This is a genomic window from Cylindrospermopsis curvispora GIHE-G1, from assembly GCF_014489415.1.
Taxonomy (GTDB): domain Bacteria; phylum Cyanobacteriota; class Cyanobacteriia; order Cyanobacteriales; family Nostocaceae; genus Raphidiopsis; species Raphidiopsis curvispora_A.
On record NZ_CP060822.1, the window covers coordinates 1,907,501 to 1,927,058 of the forward strand.

16 protein-coding genes, 3 tRNA genes and 2 rRNA genes (1 of these 21 only partly in view) are annotated in these 19,558 nt (G+C 41.6%); 6 read left to right on the plus strand and 15 right to left on the minus strand.

The window, feature by feature from the left end; all coding sequences use genetic code 11:
* From IAR63_RS08530 to IAR63_RS08545, 4 genes are all read right to left on the minus strand, one after another.
* Positions 1-409, minus strand: a 23S ribosomal RNA gene (locus IAR63_RS08530); it reaches 2,412 nt to the left of the window's first position.
* A gap of 128 nt (positions 410-537) precedes the next feature.
* Positions 538-610 (minus strand) — tRNA-Ala (locus IAR63_RS08535).
* Positions 611-617: 7 nt separating this feature from the next.
* A tRNA-Ile gene (locus IAR63_RS08540) sits at positions 618-691 on the minus strand.
* 119 nt (positions 692-810) lie between these two features.
* Positions 811-2,298: ribosomal RNA gene (locus IAR63_RS08545) — 16S ribosomal RNA — on the minus strand.
* Together the 16S and 23S rRNA genes with 2 tRNA genes alongside form the textbook arrangement of a ribosomal RNA operon.
* A 324-nt stretch (positions 2,299-2,622) precedes the next feature.
* On the opposite strand from IAR63_RS08545, the gene nadC reads away from it, so the two are divergent.
* Positions 2,623-3,501, plus strand: coding sequence for a carboxylating nicotinate-nucleotide diphosphorylase (nadC, locus tag IAR63_RS08550; RefSeq protein ID WP_407927154.1), 879 nt, complete (start codon positions 2,623-2,625; stop codon positions 3,499-3,501).
* A gap of 14 nt (positions 3,502-3,515) precedes the next feature.
* Here the strand turns inward: nadC and IAR63_RS08555 are convergent, their stop codons facing one another.
* Positions 3,516-5,339, minus strand: a complete 1,824-nt coding sequence (locus IAR63_RS08555; protein WP_187707255.1) for a DUF4912 domain-containing protein — start codon at positions 5,337-5,339, stop codon at positions 3,516-3,518.
* A 272-nt stretch (positions 5,340-5,611) separates the two neighbouring features.
* On the opposite strand from IAR63_RS08555, the gene IAR63_RS08560 reads away from it, so the two are divergent.
* Positions 5,612-6,700 (plus strand): serine/threonine-protein kinase, encoded by a 1,089-nt coding sequence (locus tag IAR63_RS08560; protein ID WP_187707256.1) that lies wholly within the window; start codon positions 5,612-5,614, stop codon positions 6,698-6,700.
* A gap of 9 nt (positions 6,701-6,709) precedes the next feature.
* On the opposite strand, the gene aroB is transcribed toward IAR63_RS08560, so the two are convergent.
* On the minus strand, positions 6,710-7,807 hold the full coding sequence (aroB, locus tag IAR63_RS08565) for a 3-dehydroquinate synthase (protein ID WP_187707257.1): 1,098 nt from the start codon (positions 7,805-7,807) through the stop codon (positions 6,710-6,712).
* Positions 7,808-7,881: 74 nt separating this feature from the next.
* On the opposite strand from aroB, the gene petL reads away from it, so the two are divergent.
* Positions 7,882-7,974: a cytochrome b6-f complex subunit PetL gene (gene petL / locus IAR63_RS08570; RefSeq protein ID WP_071985129.1), complete on the plus strand. Its 93-nt coding sequence runs from the start codon at positions 7,882-7,884 to the stop codon at positions 7,972-7,974.
* A 58-nt stretch (positions 7,975-8,032) separates the two neighbouring features.
* Here petL and bioB read toward each other — a convergent pair whose 3' ends face one another.
* On the minus strand, positions 8,033-9,037 hold the full coding sequence (bioB, locus tag IAR63_RS08575; RefSeq protein WP_187707258.1) for a biotin synthase BioB: 1,005 nt from the start codon (positions 9,035-9,037) through the stop codon (positions 8,033-8,035).
* A 140-nt stretch (positions 9,038-9,177) separates the two neighbouring features.
* Here bioB and IAR63_RS08580 point away from each other — a divergent pair, with 140 nt between their 5' ends.
* Positions 9,178-10,626: a protein adenylyltransferase SelO gene (locus IAR63_RS08580; protein ID WP_187707259.1), complete on the plus strand. Its 1,449-nt coding sequence runs from the start codon at positions 9,178-9,180 to the stop codon at positions 10,624-10,626.
* Between the two features lie 63 nt (positions 10,627-10,689).
* Here the strand turns inward: IAR63_RS08580 and IAR63_RS08585 are convergent, their stop codons facing one another.
* The 5 genes from IAR63_RS08585 to gcvT all read right to left on the minus strand — a co-directional run bounded on the left by IAR63_RS08585 (position 10,690) and on the right by gcvT (position 14,467).
* Positions 10,690-10,917: a photosystem II protein, Psb35-related gene (locus IAR63_RS08585; RefSeq protein WP_057177940.1), complete on the minus strand. Its 228-nt coding sequence runs from the start codon at positions 10,915-10,917 to the stop codon at positions 10,690-10,692.
* 177 nt (positions 10,918-11,094) lie between these two features.
* Positions 11,095-12,096, minus strand: a complete 1,002-nt coding sequence (gene petA, locus IAR63_RS08590; RefSeq protein ID WP_187707260.1) for a cytochrome f — start codon at positions 12,094-12,096, stop codon at positions 11,095-11,097.
* A 56-nt stretch (positions 12,097-12,152) separates the two neighbouring features.
* Positions 12,153-12,692 carry a cytochrome b6-f complex iron-sulfur subunit gene (petC, locus tag IAR63_RS08595; protein WP_187707261.1) on the minus strand — a complete coding sequence of 180 codons (540 nt, stop codon included), beginning with the start codon at positions 12,690-12,692 and terminating at the stop codon, positions 12,153-12,155.
* Positions 12,693-12,932: 240 nt separating this feature from the next.
* Positions 12,933-13,322: a glycine cleavage system protein GcvH gene (gcvH, locus tag IAR63_RS08600; RefSeq protein ID WP_187707262.1), complete on the minus strand. Its 390-nt coding sequence runs from the start codon at positions 13,320-13,322 to the stop codon at positions 12,933-12,935.
* Between the two features lie 74 nt (positions 13,323-13,396).
* On the minus strand, positions 13,397-14,467 hold the full coding sequence (gene gcvT, locus IAR63_RS08605; RefSeq protein WP_235678394.1) for a glycine cleavage system aminomethyltransferase GcvT: 1,071 nt from the start codon (positions 14,465-14,467) through the stop codon (positions 13,397-13,399).
* Positions 14,468-14,621: 154 nt separating this feature from the next.
* Between gcvT and IAR63_RS08610 the strand changes: the two genes are divergently transcribed.
* Positions 14,622-15,116: a pentapeptide repeat-containing protein gene (locus IAR63_RS08610; RefSeq protein ID WP_187707264.1), complete on the plus strand. Its 495-nt coding sequence runs from the start codon at positions 14,622-14,624 to the stop codon at positions 15,114-15,116.
* 4 nt (positions 15,117-15,120) lie between these two features.
* Here IAR63_RS08610 and IAR63_RS08615 read toward each other — a convergent pair.
* Positions 15,121-15,192 (minus strand) — tRNA-Gly (locus IAR63_RS08615).
* 117 nt (positions 15,193-15,309) lie between these two features.
* Here IAR63_RS08615 and IAR63_RS08620 point away from each other — a divergent pair.
* On the plus strand, positions 15,310-16,422 hold the full coding sequence (locus IAR63_RS08620; RefSeq protein ID WP_187707265.1) for an ABC transporter permease: 1,113 nt from the start codon (positions 15,310-15,312) through the stop codon (positions 16,420-16,422).
* A 96-nt stretch (positions 16,423-16,518) separates the two neighbouring features.
* Here the strand turns inward: IAR63_RS08620 and IAR63_RS08625 are convergent, their stop codons facing one another.
* Entirely contained in the window at positions 16,519-17,544 is a 1,026-nt protein-coding gene (locus IAR63_RS08625; protein WP_187707266.1) for an ABC transporter permease, read from the minus strand.
* A 25-nt stretch (positions 17,545-17,569) separates the two neighbouring features.
* Complete coding sequence (locus IAR63_RS08630) at positions 17,570-19,207, minus strand: ABC transporter substrate-binding protein (RefSeq protein WP_187707415.1); 1,638 nt, start codon at positions 19,205-19,207, stop codon at positions 17,570-17,572.
* Between the last annotated feature and the right edge of the window lie 351 nt (positions 19,208-19,558).

Below are 19,558 nucleotides of genomic sequence, written 5' to 3' on the forward strand. Positions count from 1 at the left end.
CCTCGTGCCCCGTACTACTCGGGATTCAGCTTCTATCCTTTGACTTTCGACTACAGGACTTTCACCCCCTCTGGTGCAGTATTTAGCTGCTTCGTCTAGTCTCTGGATTCGATGTTGCTGTCCCACTACCCCAAGAGGTATACCCCTTGGTTTAGGCTCTTCCCCTTTCGCTCACCACTACTGGGGGAATCTCTTTTGATTTCTTTTCCTCTGGCTACTAAGATGTTTCAATTCGCCAGGTTCGCTCTTTCCTGTCTATATATTCAACAGGCAGTGTTCAGGGTTGCCCCATTCGGATATTTCCGGCTCTCTGTTTGCTTCCAACTCCCCGGAACTTTTCGCAGGTAACCACGTCCTTCTTCGCCTCTGTGTGCCTAGGTATCCACCATGAGCCCTTATTAGCTTGACCACTTGGTTCTTCACTTGCTTCTATCTTTCGATTTCGGCTCTCTTATCTATCTATATGCAGTTTTCAAGGTTCTGGCTGGTTTCCACCAGCAGTCTAGGTCTTTCCTAGTTGCTAGTTTCTTCCTAATGTGGAGGTTAGCGGACTCGAACCGCTGACATCCTGCTTGCAAAGCAGGCGCTCTACCAGCTGAGCTAAACCCCCATTCAGGTGGGCCATCCTGGACTCGAACCAGGGACCTCACCCTTATCAGGGGTGCGCTCTAACCACCTGAGCTAATAGCCCTCTCGCGAACCAAATATTAGTTTGAAAGACTTCACAATCTTACGTCATCGACCTAGAGTAGACCATTTGATTCTCTATTCGCCTGCGGCTTTCGATTCCTCAATGGGTAGGTCTCCCTAAAAGGAGGTGATCCAGCCACACCTTCCGGTACGGCTACCTTGTTACGACTTCACCCCAGTCACCAGTCCTACCTTAGGCATCCCCCTCCTTTCGGTTGGGGTAATGACTTCGGGCGTGACCAACTTCCATGGTGTGACGGGCGGTGTGTACAAGGCCCGGGAACGAATTCACTGCAGTATGCTGACCTGCAATTACTAGCGATTCCTCCTTCACGAAGGCGAGTTGCAGCCTTCGATCTGAACTGAGCTACGGTTTCTGGATTCGCTTGCCATCCCTGGCTCGCTGCCCTCTGTCCGTAGCATTGTAGTACGTGTGTAGCCCAAGACGTAAGGGGCATGCTGACTTGACGTCATCCTCACCTTCCTCCGGTTTGTCACCGGCAGTCTCTCTAGAGTGCCCAACTTAATGCTGGCAACTAAAAACGAGGGTTGCGCTCGTTGCGGGACTTAACCCAACATCTCACGACACGAGCTGACGACAGCCATGCACCACCTGTCTCTGCGCTCCCTAAGGCACTCCCAGCTTTCACCGAGATTCGCAGGATGTCAAGTCTTGGTAAGGTTCTTCGCGTTGCATCGAATTAAACCACATACTCCACCGCTTGTGCGGGCCCCCGTCAATTCCTTTGAGTTTCACACTTGCGTGCGTACTCCCCAGGCGGGATACTTAACGCGTTAGCTCCGGCACGGCTCGGGTCGATACAAGCCACGCCTAGTATCCATCGTTTACGGCTAGGACTACTGGGGTATCTAATCCCATTCGCTCCCCTAGCTTTCGTCCCTCAGTGTCAGTTATGGTCTAGCAAAACGCTTTCGCCACCGGTGTTCTTCCTGATATCTACGCATTTCACCGCTACACCAGGAATTCCTTTTGCCCCTACCACACTCTAGTTCTGTAGTTTCCACCGCTTTTATTTGGTTAAGCCAAACTCTTTAACAGCAGACTTTCAGTTCCACCTGCAGACCCTTTACGCCCAATCATTCCGGATAACGCTTGCATCCTCCGTATTACCGCGGCTGCTGGCACGGAGTTAGCCGATGCTTATTCCTCAAGTACCGTCACTTTCTTCTTCCTTGAGAAAAGAGGTTTACGACCCAAGAGCCTTCCTCCCTCACGCGGTATTGCTCCGTCAGGCTTTCGCCCATTGCGGAAAATTCCCCACTGCTGCCTCCCGTAGGAGTCTGGGCCGTGTCTCAGTCCCAGTGTGGCTGATCATCCTCTCAGACCAGCTACTGATCGACGCCTTGGTGGTCCCTTACACCACCAACTAGCTAATCAGACGCGAGCTCATCTCCAGGCGATAAATCTTTCACCTCTCGGCACATCCGGTATTAGCAGTCGTTTCCAACTGTTATCCCCGACCTGGAGCCAGATTCTCACGCGTTACTCACCCGTCCGCCACTAGATGCCTAAGCATCCCGTTCGACTTGCATGTGTTAAGCATACCGCCAGCGTTCATCCTGAGCCAGGATCAAACTCTCCGTTTTGTTAAGTTTGTTTTTAGCTCTTTCTTTGACTGATTACCTCAGTCTGGTATTATTTTCTTGACGAGTAGATTGCTTTATACTGTCTTTCAAACTATATTGTTTTCAAGGTTCGGGTGGACTTGGGAGTCGCTGTTTCCTGCGTCTCTCTCAGCCACTTATTCAATATAGCGAACCTCTCTGGGAATGTCAACTACTTTTTTCACTTTTTTTGGAAAAAAGTTTTTTGGCTAAATTTTAGGGGCTAAATCCTTTACGGGTTAAGCATTTGAGCCATGGGCAAACTGTTGAAATTTTCGCTTAGGCTTGATTGTATTTGAACAAATAATGGAAAATTCGATGAAAGGTTTTTTGGGTGTATTACCACCGGTTTTATTGCTTGACCCGATGTTGCGGGTCTGGTTGATGGAGGATATTGGTAGGGGCGATCGCACGACTCAATCTCTATTATCCCAGCACCATACTATTGTACAAGCCAGGTGGGTGGCTAAGGCCCAGGGGATAATCGCTGGGTTGCCAATTGCAGCTAGGGTGTTTTATCTATTAAATGATCAAATCAGTTTTGTACCACTCAAGGCTGAGGGGGATCCGTGTCAACCTGGTGAAGTGGTGGCAGAAATTACAGGGGCTTGGGATGGGTTATTGATGGGGGAGCGGGTGGCACTCAATTTGGTGATGCGGTTAAGTGGAATTGCTAGTTTGACTAATTTATATGTGGAAAAAATAGCAGATTTGCCCGCCAGGTTTGTTGATACTCGCAAGACTACTCCAGGGTTGCGAATTTTAGAAAAGTATGCCAGTGCGGTGGGTGGAGCTATTAATCATCGGATGGGATTAGATGATGCGGTGATGATTAAGGATAATCACATAGTCGCAGCTGGCAGCATTACTCAGGCTATTCAACAAGTGCGATCGCAAATTCCATACCCGTTAAGTATTGAGGTGGAAACGGAAACTATAGACCAGGTTGAGGAAGCTGTACAATGTGGAGCTGAAATTATTATGTTGGATAATATGTCCCTGGATCTGATGACTCAAGCAGTAGGGTTGATTCGTCAACAGGATAAACGGGTGAAAATTGAAGCATCGGGCAATATTAGCCTAGATACCATTCGCAGTGTGGCACAAGTGGGAGTTGATTTTATTTCTAGCAGTGCTCCCGTCACTCAATCACCATGGTTAGATCTGAGTATGAGGTTAATTTAGATGCCTACAAGTGATTATAACTCCCTATTCGGAAGATTATAAGTCCAGATAGTTTGAGAACGGGCCATGTTTAACCACTGATGGTCATTGGTCAAATACCCGATTTCTGTCATGTACTCATGATGGGTTCTGGGAATGGCTAGGTAGTAATCTGATCCTGATTCTTCACACTCATATTCCTTAACCAAATGGGGAGATTGAACACTCAGATCCAGATTGGTCACGTCATAAAGTCTAATGGCTAGAATACTTCCCCCCCTTTGTTTTGCCAACTGGCGATCGCTCTCGGAAATGTACCAGTAAACATAGGCCCATTTAGCTGAGCGTGGTACAAAGACAATAGAGCTTCCTGTACCGATTTGGGAAGTAGGGGGAATGTGATTCTTGTGATTCTCTATTGGGGATTCTGGAGAATCAAGGGTATTGATGACTGGGACTGGTGCTTCTATATCCCAAACTAACTCACCGAAATCTAACCCTACTGCTTGATCGAAAACATCGGAGTCACTGGCAATCACTTCCTCCGTGTTTGGATATGGGGAGTAATTAACTGGATCCTCATTACTATTGTGATCTGTTTCTTTCAGAATTCTCCTTTTGGCACTTTTACTAGAACCTGATATCCCTCCAGCAACAAGATTTTTCTTTCGTCGAGATTTTCTCCCCATTAATAGCCAAATTAAAAACGTTAAGACTATTACTAAAAAGCATAAACCAATTAACAGTCCTAGGAGTTTTCTGTTTCCCACCACATCGGAAAATAGCCGCCTAGCATAATCCCAATAATTACCATTATTTCTTCCTGGGGAAGTGTCTGGGGAGACAGAACTTGACAGCAGGGCATTTTGGGAATAGATGGGAGCTAGATACTCAGAACCAGCAGAGGTGGAGTTTTGTGCTGTATTTGGTAGTGTCTCTACTGCTGACATCTCTTCTTCTTTGGCCTTAGATATAGCTTTTTTTCCTACTTGGGTGGTAGCAAGATCCACAAAATTAACCACTGTAGGATCAGAGTTACGCTTGTAAGCATAAACCAGAGGTAGTGAAAAAGGATATTTGGAATGATCGGGATAAGTACCCTGAATTTTGAGTATTCTTACCTGGGGAACGGTTTTTACCTGGCTGACTATGGCATAGCTCATACCATCCTTACCCAATTGTTGGATAATTTCCGTAGTTTTATCTCGGCTAATAGTAAGATATTTATCACTATTAGTAGTAAATTCGGAAAAATTGAACACTGGGTAACCACCGAGAGAACGGCGAGTTTCACTGGTGACAGAACGATCAATAAACCGAATTGCCATGGGAGGCCCACCTACCTGGGACCAATTAGTAATTTCACCTCTAAATATCCTCGTAAACTCCTCAATAGTTAAACCACCCTGAAATGGATTATCAACACCAACCACAACGGCAATTTTTTCTCTGGTTAGAACAACTTGCTCTATTCCCTGAGCTTTTTCTCCTGGAGTCAGTCCTCGGGCGATCGCCGCTACATCAATTTGGCCATTCAACAAGGATTTAATAGCTGCATCATTACCGCTTGTCCCTATTTCCACCTGAGTATGGGGAAACAGTTCCTGAAAGCTATTTTTCAGCTTTTGGTTGATTACTAACAATTTAATCGAACCATCAATTCTGACCTTATTCTTATTAGCGACTCTTGGTAACAGTTCCAAACCATTACTTTCCGTGTTTGATTGTGCTAGTGCTGGTGCAAAAAAGTTTGTTGTTAGCAGACTACCAGCTAAAGTTAAAAACAAGAATAATAAATTACGTGTTAGTTTATTTGCACTATTTAGATTTAGATTATTATTTTTACTTTCTTTTCGCATACCTTATTTACCAAAATGCTGTACTTTACAGATCTGTCGAGACAGGTAGTTCATTAACCAACAACAACTGACAGAAAATTAACACACAGAGTTCACTTTTTGCCAATGTTTTTCCACTTCTTAACAATTATACATTATATGGGACTTTTCTTAACTATTCGACCCCGCAAGAATAATGATCACTCCCGGAACCATTCGTGCTAAAATAAACATGCGAACTAGATAATAAACCAGCTTAGATATTCAGTAAAAATATCCTCCCACCAAAAGCCATGAATCAGATATGCTGTCTGAATCCTACTTATGAATGTGATAATCCCCAAGTTCCAGATCACACTAGTTCTTGCCCTACCTGTGGCACTCCTCTAGTAATATTGAAGAATCGTTATCAACCAGTTAAACGTTTAGGGGGCGGTGGATTTGCTAAAACCTACTTGGCGCTGGACACTCATAAATTAAATGAACTTTGTGTAATTAAACAGCTGGCACCTTCCTTAGGTAATCAAACAACACAAGCCTTAATTAAAGCTACAGAGTTATTTCTACAAGAGGCACAGCAATTACAAAAGTTGGCCGAACACACCCAAATACCTAGCTTATTTGCATACTTTCAAGAAAATCGACAGTTATATTTAGTAGAGCAGTTTGTTGATGGCAAAAATTTACTCGAAGAACTACAAACTGAAGGTGTGTTCAACGAAGGTAAAATTCGCCAGTTTTTGCAGGACTTATTGCTCATCCTCCAGGAAGTTCATAAGCAAGGAATTATACACCGAGATATTAAACCGGAAAATATTATGCGTCGTCACAAAGATGGTAAATTGGTGTTGATTGATTTTGGTGCTTCAAAGGAATTACAAGGAGGAGCAACTTCAGGAACTCGGATTGGTACAGATGGTTATGCACCCTGGGAGCAAAGAGTTGATGGTGTGGCAAGTACTGCTGGTGATTTATACAGTCTCGGTGTAACCTGTTTTTACCTGCTTACTAGTAAAAATCCCTATGAGCTTTGGCTTAAAGACGGTTATAACTGGGTGGCAAACTGGCGTAACTATCTAAATCAACCTTTAAGTCAGAAATTGCAGCAGATTTTGGATAAGTTATTAGTAGCTAGTTCTGAGAACCGCTATGGTTTGGCGGACAAGGTACTAGAAGAATTGAGACAACCGTTTAGTATTATCCCATCGAACTGTCCTAAAACAATAATATCAAACACTAAAAAACCCCGGCCATTCGGTTATATCCTAGCACTGATTAGTGTGGTTCTACTAGGAATTGGTTACCTATTAATAACCAAAACTCCACAATTTCAACCTAAGACCGAGCCTAATGGAATCCAAGAAACAGATAGGGGACTTTAATAAACGCATCTAACAACTAAAACTGGACAAAACCTGAGTAATAATATCCGTTGGTACCTGATCTGTAACTAGAACCTTTCCTATTTGAGTAGGTAGGACAAATCTCACCCTTCCTGATTTAACCTTCTTATCTAATTGTAAGGCATCAATTAGTTGATTAATATCCAAACCCACAGGCAATTTAGTTGGCAGTCCAGCTTTTTTGATAAGTGTATTTTGACGCTCTGCATCTGATTTTGACCAAAGTTCCAACCTAACAGCAATTTCCCCCGCCGCTATCATACCAAGACCTACGGCTTCACCATGCTTAAACACTCGATATTTAGTGACACTTTCCACTGCGTGACCAATAGTATGGCCGTAATTCAAAATTGCCCGGATTCCAGATTCTTTTTCATCTTGACTGACCACATTTGCTTTAGCTGCACAAGAATGAGTTAAGATATAGTTTATCAGGTCGGATTTTACATAGCGGAGTTGATCAAGGTGCTTGCTCGCTTCCAACTGAGTAAACAATTGGGGATCCCAAATTACCCCGTACTTGATCACTTCCGCCATTCCCGCTCTGAACTCACCGCTAGGTAAGGTTTGGAGAACTTGAGGGTCAATTAGTACTAATCTGGGTTGATAAAATGCACCGATTAGGTTTTTACCATAGGGATGATTAACCCCTGTTTTTCCACCCACGGAAGAATCAACCATCGCTAATAAACTAGTGGGGACTTGTACTAAATTAATTCCTCTTAGCCAGGTAGCAGCAGCAAATCCCGTCATGTCACCCACAACACCACCACCCAAAGCTACCATGGTAGAGTTGCGCTCTAATTTATGTTCTAAAGCTGTATCATAAATTTTTTGAATAGAGTTTAATGTTTTATATCTCTCTCCAGGTGGGAGACTATAGTGAACCACATCAAAACCAGCATTTTGCAAAGAGGCGATCGCCCGCTCTCCATAATGCTTAAATATCATGGGGTTAGAAACCAACAAGACCTTTTTACCTAGACTGAGACTAGCCATTTGTGGGCCCAGTTGATCTAGACTACCTGGTGCAACAATGATTTGATAGGAATTTTCTGGTATATCTACTTTAATTACGGAAGTCATCGAAAAACCCGGATATAATGGGAAATTATATATGATTGAATAGATTTAGTGAACTAAATTCTGGAGCAAGATCAATGGCCGTAGTAGAATATGTGGCTTTTTTGGCCGTGTTTACAGTTATCGCAGTGGGACTATTATTTGGTCTTCGTGCTGCTAAGATAATCTAGAGACTGTCCGTGGGGGAGACAGGGAATTAATTCCCTGTCTGAAAGCCAAAGTCGGTTCTCAACCGACTGGTTTTATGGGTTGGGTTTTAGGAAGTTTAGAAGGAGGACGCATTTGCAAACCCAATAGCTTTAACATTTCCCCATCCGTGTCATAATCGGGACAAGGGGTGGTAACCGTCAACATTTTCTGGTCATCACTAGAAAAAATTGAATTGGCACCCGCCATAAAACACAAAGACTGTTCCACAGGAGAAAGTCTGGCTCTTCCAGCACTTAAACGCACGTCAGAGGTGGGCATAATGATTCTAGCAGTAGCAATCATCCGCACCACATCCCAAATAGGAACTTCCGGTTGGTCGGCCAGGGGTGTTCCCTCAACCTGGGAGAGAATATTAATAGGAACTGATTCAGGATGGGGTGCCAAACTAGATAGAGTATATAACATTCCCACCCGGTCTTCCACACTCTCACCTAGACCGAGAATACCACCAGAACAAACAGTCACATTAGTTGATCGAACATTCTTAATTGTATTCAGGCGATCGCTATATGTTCTAGTGGTAATAACACTGCTATAATATTCTTCAGAAGTATCCAGATTATGGTTGTAAGCGTAAAGACCCGCATCTTGCAATTTTTGAGCTTGATTGGCTGTTAACATGCCCAAAGTGCAGCAGACCTCCAGTCCCATAGAGGTTACATTTTTAACCATATCCAAAACTTGTTCAAATTGGGAATTATCTCGTACTTCGCGCCAAGCAGCGCCCATACAGATTCGACTGACACCATTTTCCCTAGCTTTCTGAGCAATATTTAATACTGTTTCCTTAGCTAATAAAGCTTCTGGCTTGACCTCAGTTTTATAATGGGAGGACTGGGCACAGTAACCACAGTCTTCTGGGCAACCACCAGTTTTAATAGATATTAGCTTGCACACCTGTATTTGTTTAGGATTATGAAATTGACGGTGTACAGTAGCGGCTTGATAAACCAGCTCTAAAAATGGTGTATTGTAGATAGCGAAAATCTCATTTTTTTGCCAATCGTAGCGTATTTGCGCCATTACTATCCTTTTACTATCCTTTATAATGAACAGAAAGACACGAAAATTTTAACCGTGGGATACAAGTAGACTAGCATCATCTACGGACCAATGGCAATTAGCAATCATGTAGAATCAAGAAAACACTAAAAATCCTAAAAATGACCCTAGCTGAAACTCCAAATCATACAAACTCTCATAATCCTTTACTTTCCCTCAACTATGAATATAAATTGGAGTCATTAGGTAATGATTACTATGACGAAGTTGACGCGGAAGAATTTCCCCAACACATTTTACGCTGGCGAAATAACTCATTATTAGAACGTTTAGGAATAGACCATCAAATAATTACAGACCAAAACTTTATTGATAGCTTTGGCAAATTCGAAGGAAAGAAACCATTTTTAGCACTGCGTTATCACGGCTATCAATTTGGTGAATATAACCCCCATTTAGGAGATGGTAGAGGTTTTCTTTATGGACAAGTTAGGGGTGTGGATGGAGAACTATATGATTTTGGCACTAAGGGGTCAGGGAGAACGCCTTATTCCCGTGGTGGTGATGGAATGCTAACCCTCAAGGGAGGGGTGAGAGAAGTTTTAGCAGGGGAAGCATTACATCGTTTAGGTGTGAGAACATCCCGATGTTTAAGTATGATTGAAACTGGATTATCTTTATGGCGAGGAGATGAACCTTCTCCCACCCGTTCATCAGTTATGGTGCGCATGAGTAAATCCCATATTAGATTTGGCACTTTTGAGAGATTACATTATTTAAAACGCCCGGATTTAATCCAGAAATTATTAGATCATGTGATTGATCAATATTATCAAGATCTAAACAATCAGCAGGATAAATATGCTTTGTTTTATGCTGAACTGGTGAAGAGAGTAGCGGAGTTAGTGGCACAATGGATGTGCGCGGGTTTTTGCCATGGGGTTTTAAATACTGACAACATGTCTATTACAGGGGAAAGTTTTGACTATGGACCCTATGCTTTTATCCCCACCTATGATTTAAATTTTACTGCTGCCTATTTTGACTATTATCGGCGTTATTGTTATGGTCAGCAACCAAGTATTTGTTATTTAAATTTAGAACTGTTGCAAGAGCCATTAAAAGCGGTGATTGACCCAGCGGATCTGGATTATGGGTTAGCAAAATTTCAGGAATACTACCATGCAGAATATGGGAATTTGATGTTGAAAAGATTAGGTTTCGCCCAACCCAAATTTCCAGAAGCTGATGATTTGTTAGATCTCACAATTATTTTTTTAAAAGAAAGTCAAATTAATTATCATCAGTTTTTTGCCGATATGGCAAAGACATTTTCCCCCAGATGGCGTGAGGAACCTAGTTTAATTATGGAGGAATCACAAATTTTGCCAAGGTCATTATCTGTTTTTAAAAACTGGTGTGCACTTTATCATCAAGTCCTCAACAATTCGGTTTCCCAAGAAATGGCGACGAATGTTGGTACAACCTTAATCCAATATAATCCCCAGTCCAATTTACTAAGACCAGTAATTGAAGAGATTTGGCAACCAATTGTGGAACAGGATAATTGGCAACCTTTTTATGATTTGATCCAAAATTTTCATACCTAGATAACAAACCGTGCTGTCTAAACTTTTAACAGCACGGCTATTTGCCTTATTTATTTCCAAACTCTACTCAGATAAGCCTTGGCTGGTGTAAGCATCCATACCATAAGCAGGAGTGCGGGTTTCATAATTAATTTCTTGACCGGTAATTGACTTGGCTAGTCTTGCAAACGACTCAGAACGCCAATTACGTTCATGAATGGGCTTGCTTTGCTCACCCATAAAATATGCTAGGGAACCAATCAACCCAGCTGCGACCCAACCAATAACAAATAATGCAATTAACACAACCATTTGAGTAACTCCTTGTTGAATGAGTCTTTATTACTCTATATAAATAAAGATAACAAAATGTTAAGAAAATTGTCAAATGGGTCTCAAGTGTGGTAACCGCCATTTAAAGTAGGGGTTGCTGGAAAAAAAGACAGGCTTTTTGCCTGTCCCAAGAAAAAAGTGCGATTAGCAGGGAATTTAGAAATTCATCTCAGCAGCTTGGACTTTTTCTATTTGTTTCTTCTTCAGCACTAGCATTACCTGTGCCATCATGACTAAACAGATAAAGGCAATCAGCCACACAACCCTAGAACTATCTTGTAGGACAATTTCTACGTCTTTCTGACCAAAACCACCCACATTGGGGTTATTGGTTAAAGCATCACCAGATGCTACAGTTTGTCCCTCAGAAACAATTAATTCCGGACCCGCAGGGACAGTGTCTTCCACCACATCTCCCGATGCAGTGGTGATGCTAACTATAGATTTGACATTACCATCTTCATCTTCGGTTTGGGCAATCTTGCTAATTGTCCCCCCAGCAGAAGCATTGTAAATGTTATTGTTGCTCTTTTCACCTGTGGGGTAAACTTGTCCACGTCCCCGATTTCCGCCAACATGAATGGAATATTTGCCAAAGTGGATATTTTTGTCGGTAGCAGGGTTAGGTGACAATACAGGAAAAACAATTTCTTGATATTCTTCCCCAGGTAATGGCCCAACAATAATTACATTTTCTTGATCTTCCTTGTAGGTTTGGAATGGTAGATCTCCTACTTCTTCTTTGAGTTCTTCTGGTATGCGATCTTCTGGAGCAATCTTAAACCCTTCCGGTAACATCAATACCGCTCCAACGTTTAGACCAACCTTAGAACCATCCGCTCCTACTTGCTGTACGCTGGTATCGTATGGTATTTTGACCACCGCTTTAAATACGGTGTCAGGTAGTACGGATTGTGGTACTTCTACTTCCGTGTTTTTGGCAGCTAGGTGACAGTTGGCACATACAATTCGCCCTGTGGCTTCGCGAGGTGTTTCGGGAGCAGTTTCCTGCGCCCAGAAAGGATAAGCAGCAGCACTTTGGGGTTGAACGAAATCGCTAGCCAAGGAAAATGTCACGGAGGCGATCGCTATTAGTAATGTATTTAACATTACCTTAGCAGCGCGAGTTAACCTCGCTGGTGTAAGGGCGTTTCTCATCTCTATAAAGTCACGTTTCGGTTTTAGTTAGTCAGTTGTCATTAGTCAGCATTGAATTAAGCCCACCAGGGGTTTTCATTAGTGCGGAAGTCAGTTTCCGTCCAAGGGGTCAAAACGATAGTGTCATCGTTGACATTAGCATGAGCTAAAGCTAGGGATTTAGGTGCAGGTCCGCGTACAACTTTACCAGTAGCATCGTATTGAGAACCGTGGCAAGGACATTTAAACTTATTCTCTGCTACGTTCCAGGGAACAACACAACCCAGGTGAGTACAGATAGCATTAATGCCATAATCAGCAATTGCTTCTTTAGTTTCCACCACGATGTAGGTAGGGTCTCCCTTTAATCCTTGTACTAAAGTCCGATCTCCCACATTGTGACTAGAAAGGAACTTGCTGACACTAACATCATTGCCCAGTTCATCCTTTGCTACTGAGCCACCACCAGCACCACCGCTAGCGGGCGGGATGAAGTAGTTAACAACCGGATAAAGCACTCCAGCAGCTACCCCGGTAACAGTCCCAAAGGTGAGTAAGTTCATAAACTGGCGACGACCCATATCAGGTACGTCCATTGATTCAGAAAATTGAGCCATAGTCTACACGCTCTTTGTGTGATTTGTTGAGTATTTTGACAAGATTGGTAGCACTATATCAACTCTTGTCTGAGTCGAAATGCTAACGCCCCCAGTGATGTCTGATCTTATAGGATTGATCTGGCATCATCATTTATTAGCATTACATTTCTTTATATCCCTATCATACTTGAGTTAGGGAACTTAATATCATGACTCCATTTTTTATCTGGAGAACAGGAGGTAGAATCCAACCAAAAGTTATGCTCCCTCTACCAAAGCAGCATATTCTCCAGCTGTCATTCCCTGCACCACTTCTTGGGGATTACTTATATGTACTTTGATAAACCAGCCATTTCCATAGGGGTCATTTCCTATGGATTCTGGAGACTCAATCAAGGATTCGTTTCTTTCTATAACTACTCCTGTGACTGGGGATTTTAATTCTTCCACCGCTTTGACTGATTCGATTGTGCCAAAGGATTCTCCTCCAGACACATCATTTCCAACTTCTGTCAGTTCTAAAAATACTATATCTCCCAATTGGTCTATGGCAAAATCAGTAATGCCCACAGTAGCGATCTCACCTTCTATTCGTACATATTCATGACTATCGAGATACCGTAAATCTTCGGGATATTTGAGCTCCATAATTTTCCTCTATAGATTTAAAACCAAATTCAACCAAATTCAAAGATTGATTGCAAGCTAAGGGTCTCCAACCATCATTTGTGGACACGACTTTTAGACTTATAGAAGGGTCGTTTTACCACCTGGGCTGGATAGGTTTTACCACGTATATCCACTTCTAGCTGCTGTTTAATATTTGCTAACTCAGCAGATACATAAGCTAGAGCAATAGGATAGTTTAAGGTGGGAGACAGAGTACCGCTGGTCACCTGTCCAATAATTTTTCCAGATGATAGAACGGAGTAGCCATGACGGGGAATATTTCTTCCCTGAGTTTGTAAACCCACTAACTTACGCTCCACCCCCTGTATTTTTTGCCGTTCTAAAATCTCTCGACCAATAAAATCACCTTTTTTATCTAAATGGACTAACCATGCCAAACCAGCTTCTAAGGGTGTAGTATGATCATCAATGTCTTGACCATAAAGTGACATAGCTGCTTCTAACCGCAATGTATCCCTACAACCTAATCCACAAGGGGTGACACCCGCACCATGGAGACATTGCCAAAATTCCAGTCCCCTTTCCGAATCTACCATGATTTCAAAGCCATCTTCCCCTGTGTAACCAGTACGAGCTAAAAAGACCCTACCACCCAAAATTTCGGTTTCTAAATGACCAAAAGCTTTGATAGGTGTTAAATCATCAGCTACAAAAGACTGTAATATACCAGTAGCTTTTGGACCCTGGAGGGCAATTAATATCTTATCCCTAGATAGGTCTTCAAATTGAATTTGATTCAAGTCCAGATTTTGGCACAACCAATTCCTGTCTTTATCTGTGGTAGCTGCGTTAACAATAATTACCACTTTTTCATTATTTGTATCTTCCCTACTTTGACAATAAATAATAATATCGTCAATAATACCACCTTGAGCATTTAATAGTACAGTGTATTGAGATTGACCCGGTTGCAAACTACCTAAATCAGAAGGGACTAATTTTTCCAGTTGGACCATGAGGTTTTTACCCTGGAGGGTAAATTTACCCATGTGGGAAATATCAAACATTCCCGCACCATTTCTCACAGCTTGGTGTTCCTCAATAATACTGGTGTATTGTAAAGGCATTTCCCAACCGCCAAAGTTGGTAAATCTGGCTTTCATTTCCACACCAGTTTGATATAGAGGGGTTTTTCCCCCTGGTGAAGGAACAGAATGATTTACAGGACTGTCTGATTTGATCACGAGTTTTGAGTTAACTGACTGTATTTTAGATATTCTAATATTGTAGATTGATAAGATTTATTACTCAAAAATCATGAAGTATTGGCAAATATTTGTCGGTTTAGTTTTAACCGCAGTGTTCTTTGTATCTAACTTACCCGCACAAGCAGCCAGTTCTTCTAGTATTACCCGGTCTGCAGGGAGTAAGATAGAAATTCAAGATTATTCGGGAAAAAGTTTAGTAGGTAAGGAGTTCACCAACATTAAATTGGAAAATGCTAACTTTAGTAATGCTGATTTGCGAGGTGTAGTATTTAATGGCACATTCTTAACTGGTGCGAATTTACATGGGGTCAACTTTAGTGACGGAATTTCTTACTTGTCTAATTTTAAGAATTCTAATTTAAGCGATGCCATTTTTACTAATGCCATGATGTTGCGCTCGACATTTGACAATGTGGATGTTACCGGTGCTGACTTTACCAATGCCATTTTAGATGGAGTGGAGGTGAAAAAACTGTGTGCTAATGCTAGTGGAGTTAACTCTCAAACGGGAGTTAACACTCGTGAATCCCTAGGTTGTAGATAGAGTAAGCGGGTGATGGGACTCGAACCCACGACATTCTGCATGGGAGGCAGACATTCTACCACTGAATTACACCCGCAGTCAACAGTTGAATCGACCATTGAACTCGAGTTCAATGGTAAGGCAAAAATCTGTTAGTGTCAAGAGATTTTTGCCAGATCCTCCCCAATTGTAATTAAACTCAGAAATTAGAACTATGAACTGGTGGCAAAGACTAAAGAATAACAACTTAGCGCGATTTGGTGCAATAATACTGTTAGTATTTTACATAGGAGTAATTGGTGCCGATTTTATAGCACCCTATAATCCTTATGATTCTCAACCCCATGGTTCCCTATTACCACCGACCAAAATTTATTGGAAAACGCCAGATGGTAAATTTATTGGACCACATATTTATCCGACAACTCAGGGGGATACAAATTTAGAAAGCGGAGAAAGAAAACTAATTGTTGATTTTCAAAAACCATCATCTCTGGGTTTATTTGTAATTGGTTCTGAATATACATTATTCGAGGTAAAATTACCCTTACCTCCCACATGGGAAGAAGTAAAGATTATTCCTGGTATCACCCTAAATTTACATTTATTTGGTGCTAAAGACCCAGCTAAAATTAATTTGTTGGGAACAGATGAACAGGGTAGAGACCAATTTAGTCGGTTGCTACATGGGGGAAGGATTAGTCTATTTATCGGCATTTTTGGGATTATTATTACCTACCCATTAGGTTTAATCATTGGTGGTATTTCTGGCTATTTTGGTGGTTGGATTGATATTATTATTATGCGGTTGGCAGAAGTTTTGATGACCTTTCCTAGTATTTATTTATTAGCAGCACTGTCAGGAATTTTAAGTCCTCAATTGACCAGCACACAAAGATTTCTGCTAATAGTCTTAATTACTTCAGTGATTAGTTGGGCTGGTTTGGCCCGAGTAATTCGTGGTCAAGTCTTGTCTATTAAAGAACAGGAATTTGTTCAAGCATCACTAGCTATGGGAGGCAAACCTTTTTATATTATTTTCCGTCATGTATTACCTCAAACCGCCAGTTATGTAATTATTTCAGCCACTTTAGCTATTCCTAGTTTTATAGGTGCAGAAGCAGTATTAAGTCTAATTGGTTTAGGTATTCAACAACCTGATCCTTCTTGGGGAAACATGCTTTCTTTAGCTAGTAATGCTTCTATTTTAGTTTTACAACCCTGGTTAGTTCTAGCTCCAGCTATGCTGATAATATTGACAGTTTTAGCATTTAATTTGCTTGGTGATGGATTGAGAGATGCTCTTGATCCCCGGAGTATTCGTTAAGCCCACCCAAATCTAAGTAGGGAGGCACAATTATTTGTAGGATGGGTTGAGGAACGAAACCCATCCTATGTTCATCTTATATTTAATTCCACCCACCTAATATCTAATTCTTGGATCTATATAAGCATTGAGAATATCAATCACAATACTAGCACTAACAACAATTCCCCCGAAAAATACTAACACTCCCTGCACAGTAGGATAATCCCTGTCAGCAATTGCTTGATATAGTCTATTGGCCAACCCGGGCCAAGAAAAAGTCACCTCGGTTAAAATTGCTCCTCCCAATAAGGAAGCAAATGTTAACCCTAAAACTGTAATTACTGGTATGAGGGCATTTTTTAAAGCGTGGGATACTAAAATCTTGTTTTCTGGTATTCCTCTAGCTCGAGCTGCTTCCACATAGTCAGCTTTTAGAGTTTCTTTTAAATTCACTCTAACTATTCGCTCAAAAATGCCACTTAATAAAATTCCTAGGGTTAAACTGGGTAGAGCTAAATGATGCAAGGCCAGGAAAAAATAATTCAAGTTACCACTTAATAAACTATCAATGGTATATAAACCAGTAATAGTTGTGGGGGGACTAATATTGGGAGGAAAACGATTGGAATTAGGAAACCATTGTAACTGGACAGAGAAGACTAATTGTAATAACATTCCCGCCCAGAACATGGGGAGTGCATAGGTAATAATGCCAAATAATCTCCCCCCCAAATCCAAGGGAGTTCCTGGACGGGATGCAGAAAGGGTTCCTACTAAAATCCCCACAATGAGGGCTACTAACATGCTACAAACTGCTAGTTCCACTGTTGCGGGAAAATGTTGACTGATGATTTGCCAGACATTTTGACCACGACTAGTTAGGGAACTACCCAGGTCAAAACGGAGGATGTTCCCCAGGTAGTTGATATACTGTAGCCAAATGGGTAGGTCTAATCCCAACTGTTTTCTCAGTTCCTCTTTGGCACTTTCTGGAGCCCTACCTCCTAAAATAGCATCTGCTGGATCTCCCGGTGTTGCTCTTAATAAAAGAAAGACAATGGTGACAATGGTTAATAATTGCAGCGGTGCAAATAATAACCGAGAAGCTATGTAATACTGGAGGGCTTTAGACCGAGACATAGGGCAATAATTGTTTTTTGGGTTTTTATTTTTTGATATTTTTGTAAATCAGATTCTGAGTGGGATCAAGTTGGACGTTGTTCACGCCTTTTTGGGCAAAGACATAATCTTTGTTTTGCCATAGGGGAATATAAGGAACGTCTTCTAAAACCAGGTTCTGAATCTGATTAAATATTTTCTTTCTGGCTTCTGGATTCTGCTCTTGACGCTGTTGATCAATCAATTTATTCATGGTTTGGCTATAATAAAAAGCTCCTTGGGTTTGACTACCACCTGTTTCACAACCTTTGCTTTCTGAACCTTGCTCACATGCCAAAAATGGTTGGACATAGTTATCGGGATCTAAAAAGTCCGGATACCAATCTAATAGGGCTATGGGATAGGAACCTTTAGAAATTTCTTTGAAGAATGTTGCTCCTTCTACAGTTTTAATTTCTAGTTGTAATATTCCACCCATTTTGGTGTCAGCTAGGGATTTTAAGGTTTGTGCCACTAAACTACGGGTAGGTGAACTGGAAGGATACCAAACTTGAATTTTGGCTGGCTTTTCTACAGAGAATCCCGCAGCAGTTAATAGGTTTTTAGCTCGGTCAAATTCTCCGTCACCATATTTGTTTTTAAATAATGGTTGGGAAACACTAAATGTTGTTGGAATCATGCTATAAAGCGGATCCGCTTGACCATATAACACTCTCTCGTTTAATAAAGGACGATTGACTAGTGAGGCGATCGCCTTTCGTACTTCTGGTTGGTCTAGGGGTTGTTGATTTCTATTGAGTACTATATAACTAACTACACTACCTTGAGCAGTTATTGCTTGCCAATTTCCTATTTTTGCTCCCTCTTCTAAACTGCGAATTTGATCTGGTTGTAATGACAAATAAGCAACGTCAAACGCCCCTGTTTTAAAGGCATTAAACAGGTTGACGGGACTGGATTGAATTTGTACGTTAATGCCCTTATTTGCCGGTTTTTCTCCCCAATATTGCTCAAAAACATCAAATTTTAACGAATCCGCCCCATATTCTTGCAGTTTATATGGACCAGTTCCCACAAATATATTAGGTTGGAATTTACCCGCCCCAATTTGATAGGATTTAGGTGATACCGGACACACCCCCGAAAAGGCTAATAAAGCAGGAAAAGCGGCAAAAGGTTTCTTTAGTCTAATTGTTAATTCATGTTCCTTAGTTGCTTTTACTGAGTCTATAGTATCAGAAAGTAAAAACGAGGGTTTACCCTTATTTTCTATAAACCGCTGAATACTGAATTCCATAGCTTTAGCGTTAAAGGGAGTACCATCGTGAAAAACCACATCTTTACGCAAAGGTATGGTATATGTTAACCCATCCGCACTAACTTTAGGTAAAGAAGTAGCCAGTTGTGGTTGAATTTCCGTGCTACCTGGATTATACGTATACAGGCGATCGCTCATATTAAAAATTAAACCCAGGGATGCTAACTCATAAGCATCAGCGGGGTCAAGAGTTCTTGGTTTGGCAGTAGTGCCTATGGTAATGCGAGCATCAGCGGAAGTATTCTGGGGAGTGGTATTTAACTGCTGAGTAGGACTACAGCTAATAGTCACTAAGAAGCATAAAGAGAATACGGATAGAAATTTGGCTGGTTTACCTAACCAGCGGAAAAACTTAGTTATGACCATTGTTGTTTTAACCTTAGGAATAATTTGGCGAACTTGCCAAACTTGACCTCCTTCTCCTGGAATAATAACAAAGACATTTGGATCAACAATCACATTTTCAGGTTATACTTACTAAAAAATTCTCATTTTGCTTGGAGCTGAAATAGGGGAGTTCCTGAAAGTGATGGGCTGGAGGGACTTAACTTATAACAGCAAATCGGCGATAATAAACCTAGCTACACAGCTGGGGATTTCCCTAGCCAAGGTGGTTAAGGTATGTTTCACAGTGCCACAACGATATAAATTGGATAAGCTTTCTAAGATATATCGTGATGGAGTAGATGTGCGGCTTCAACCCGAATCCGCTCACCG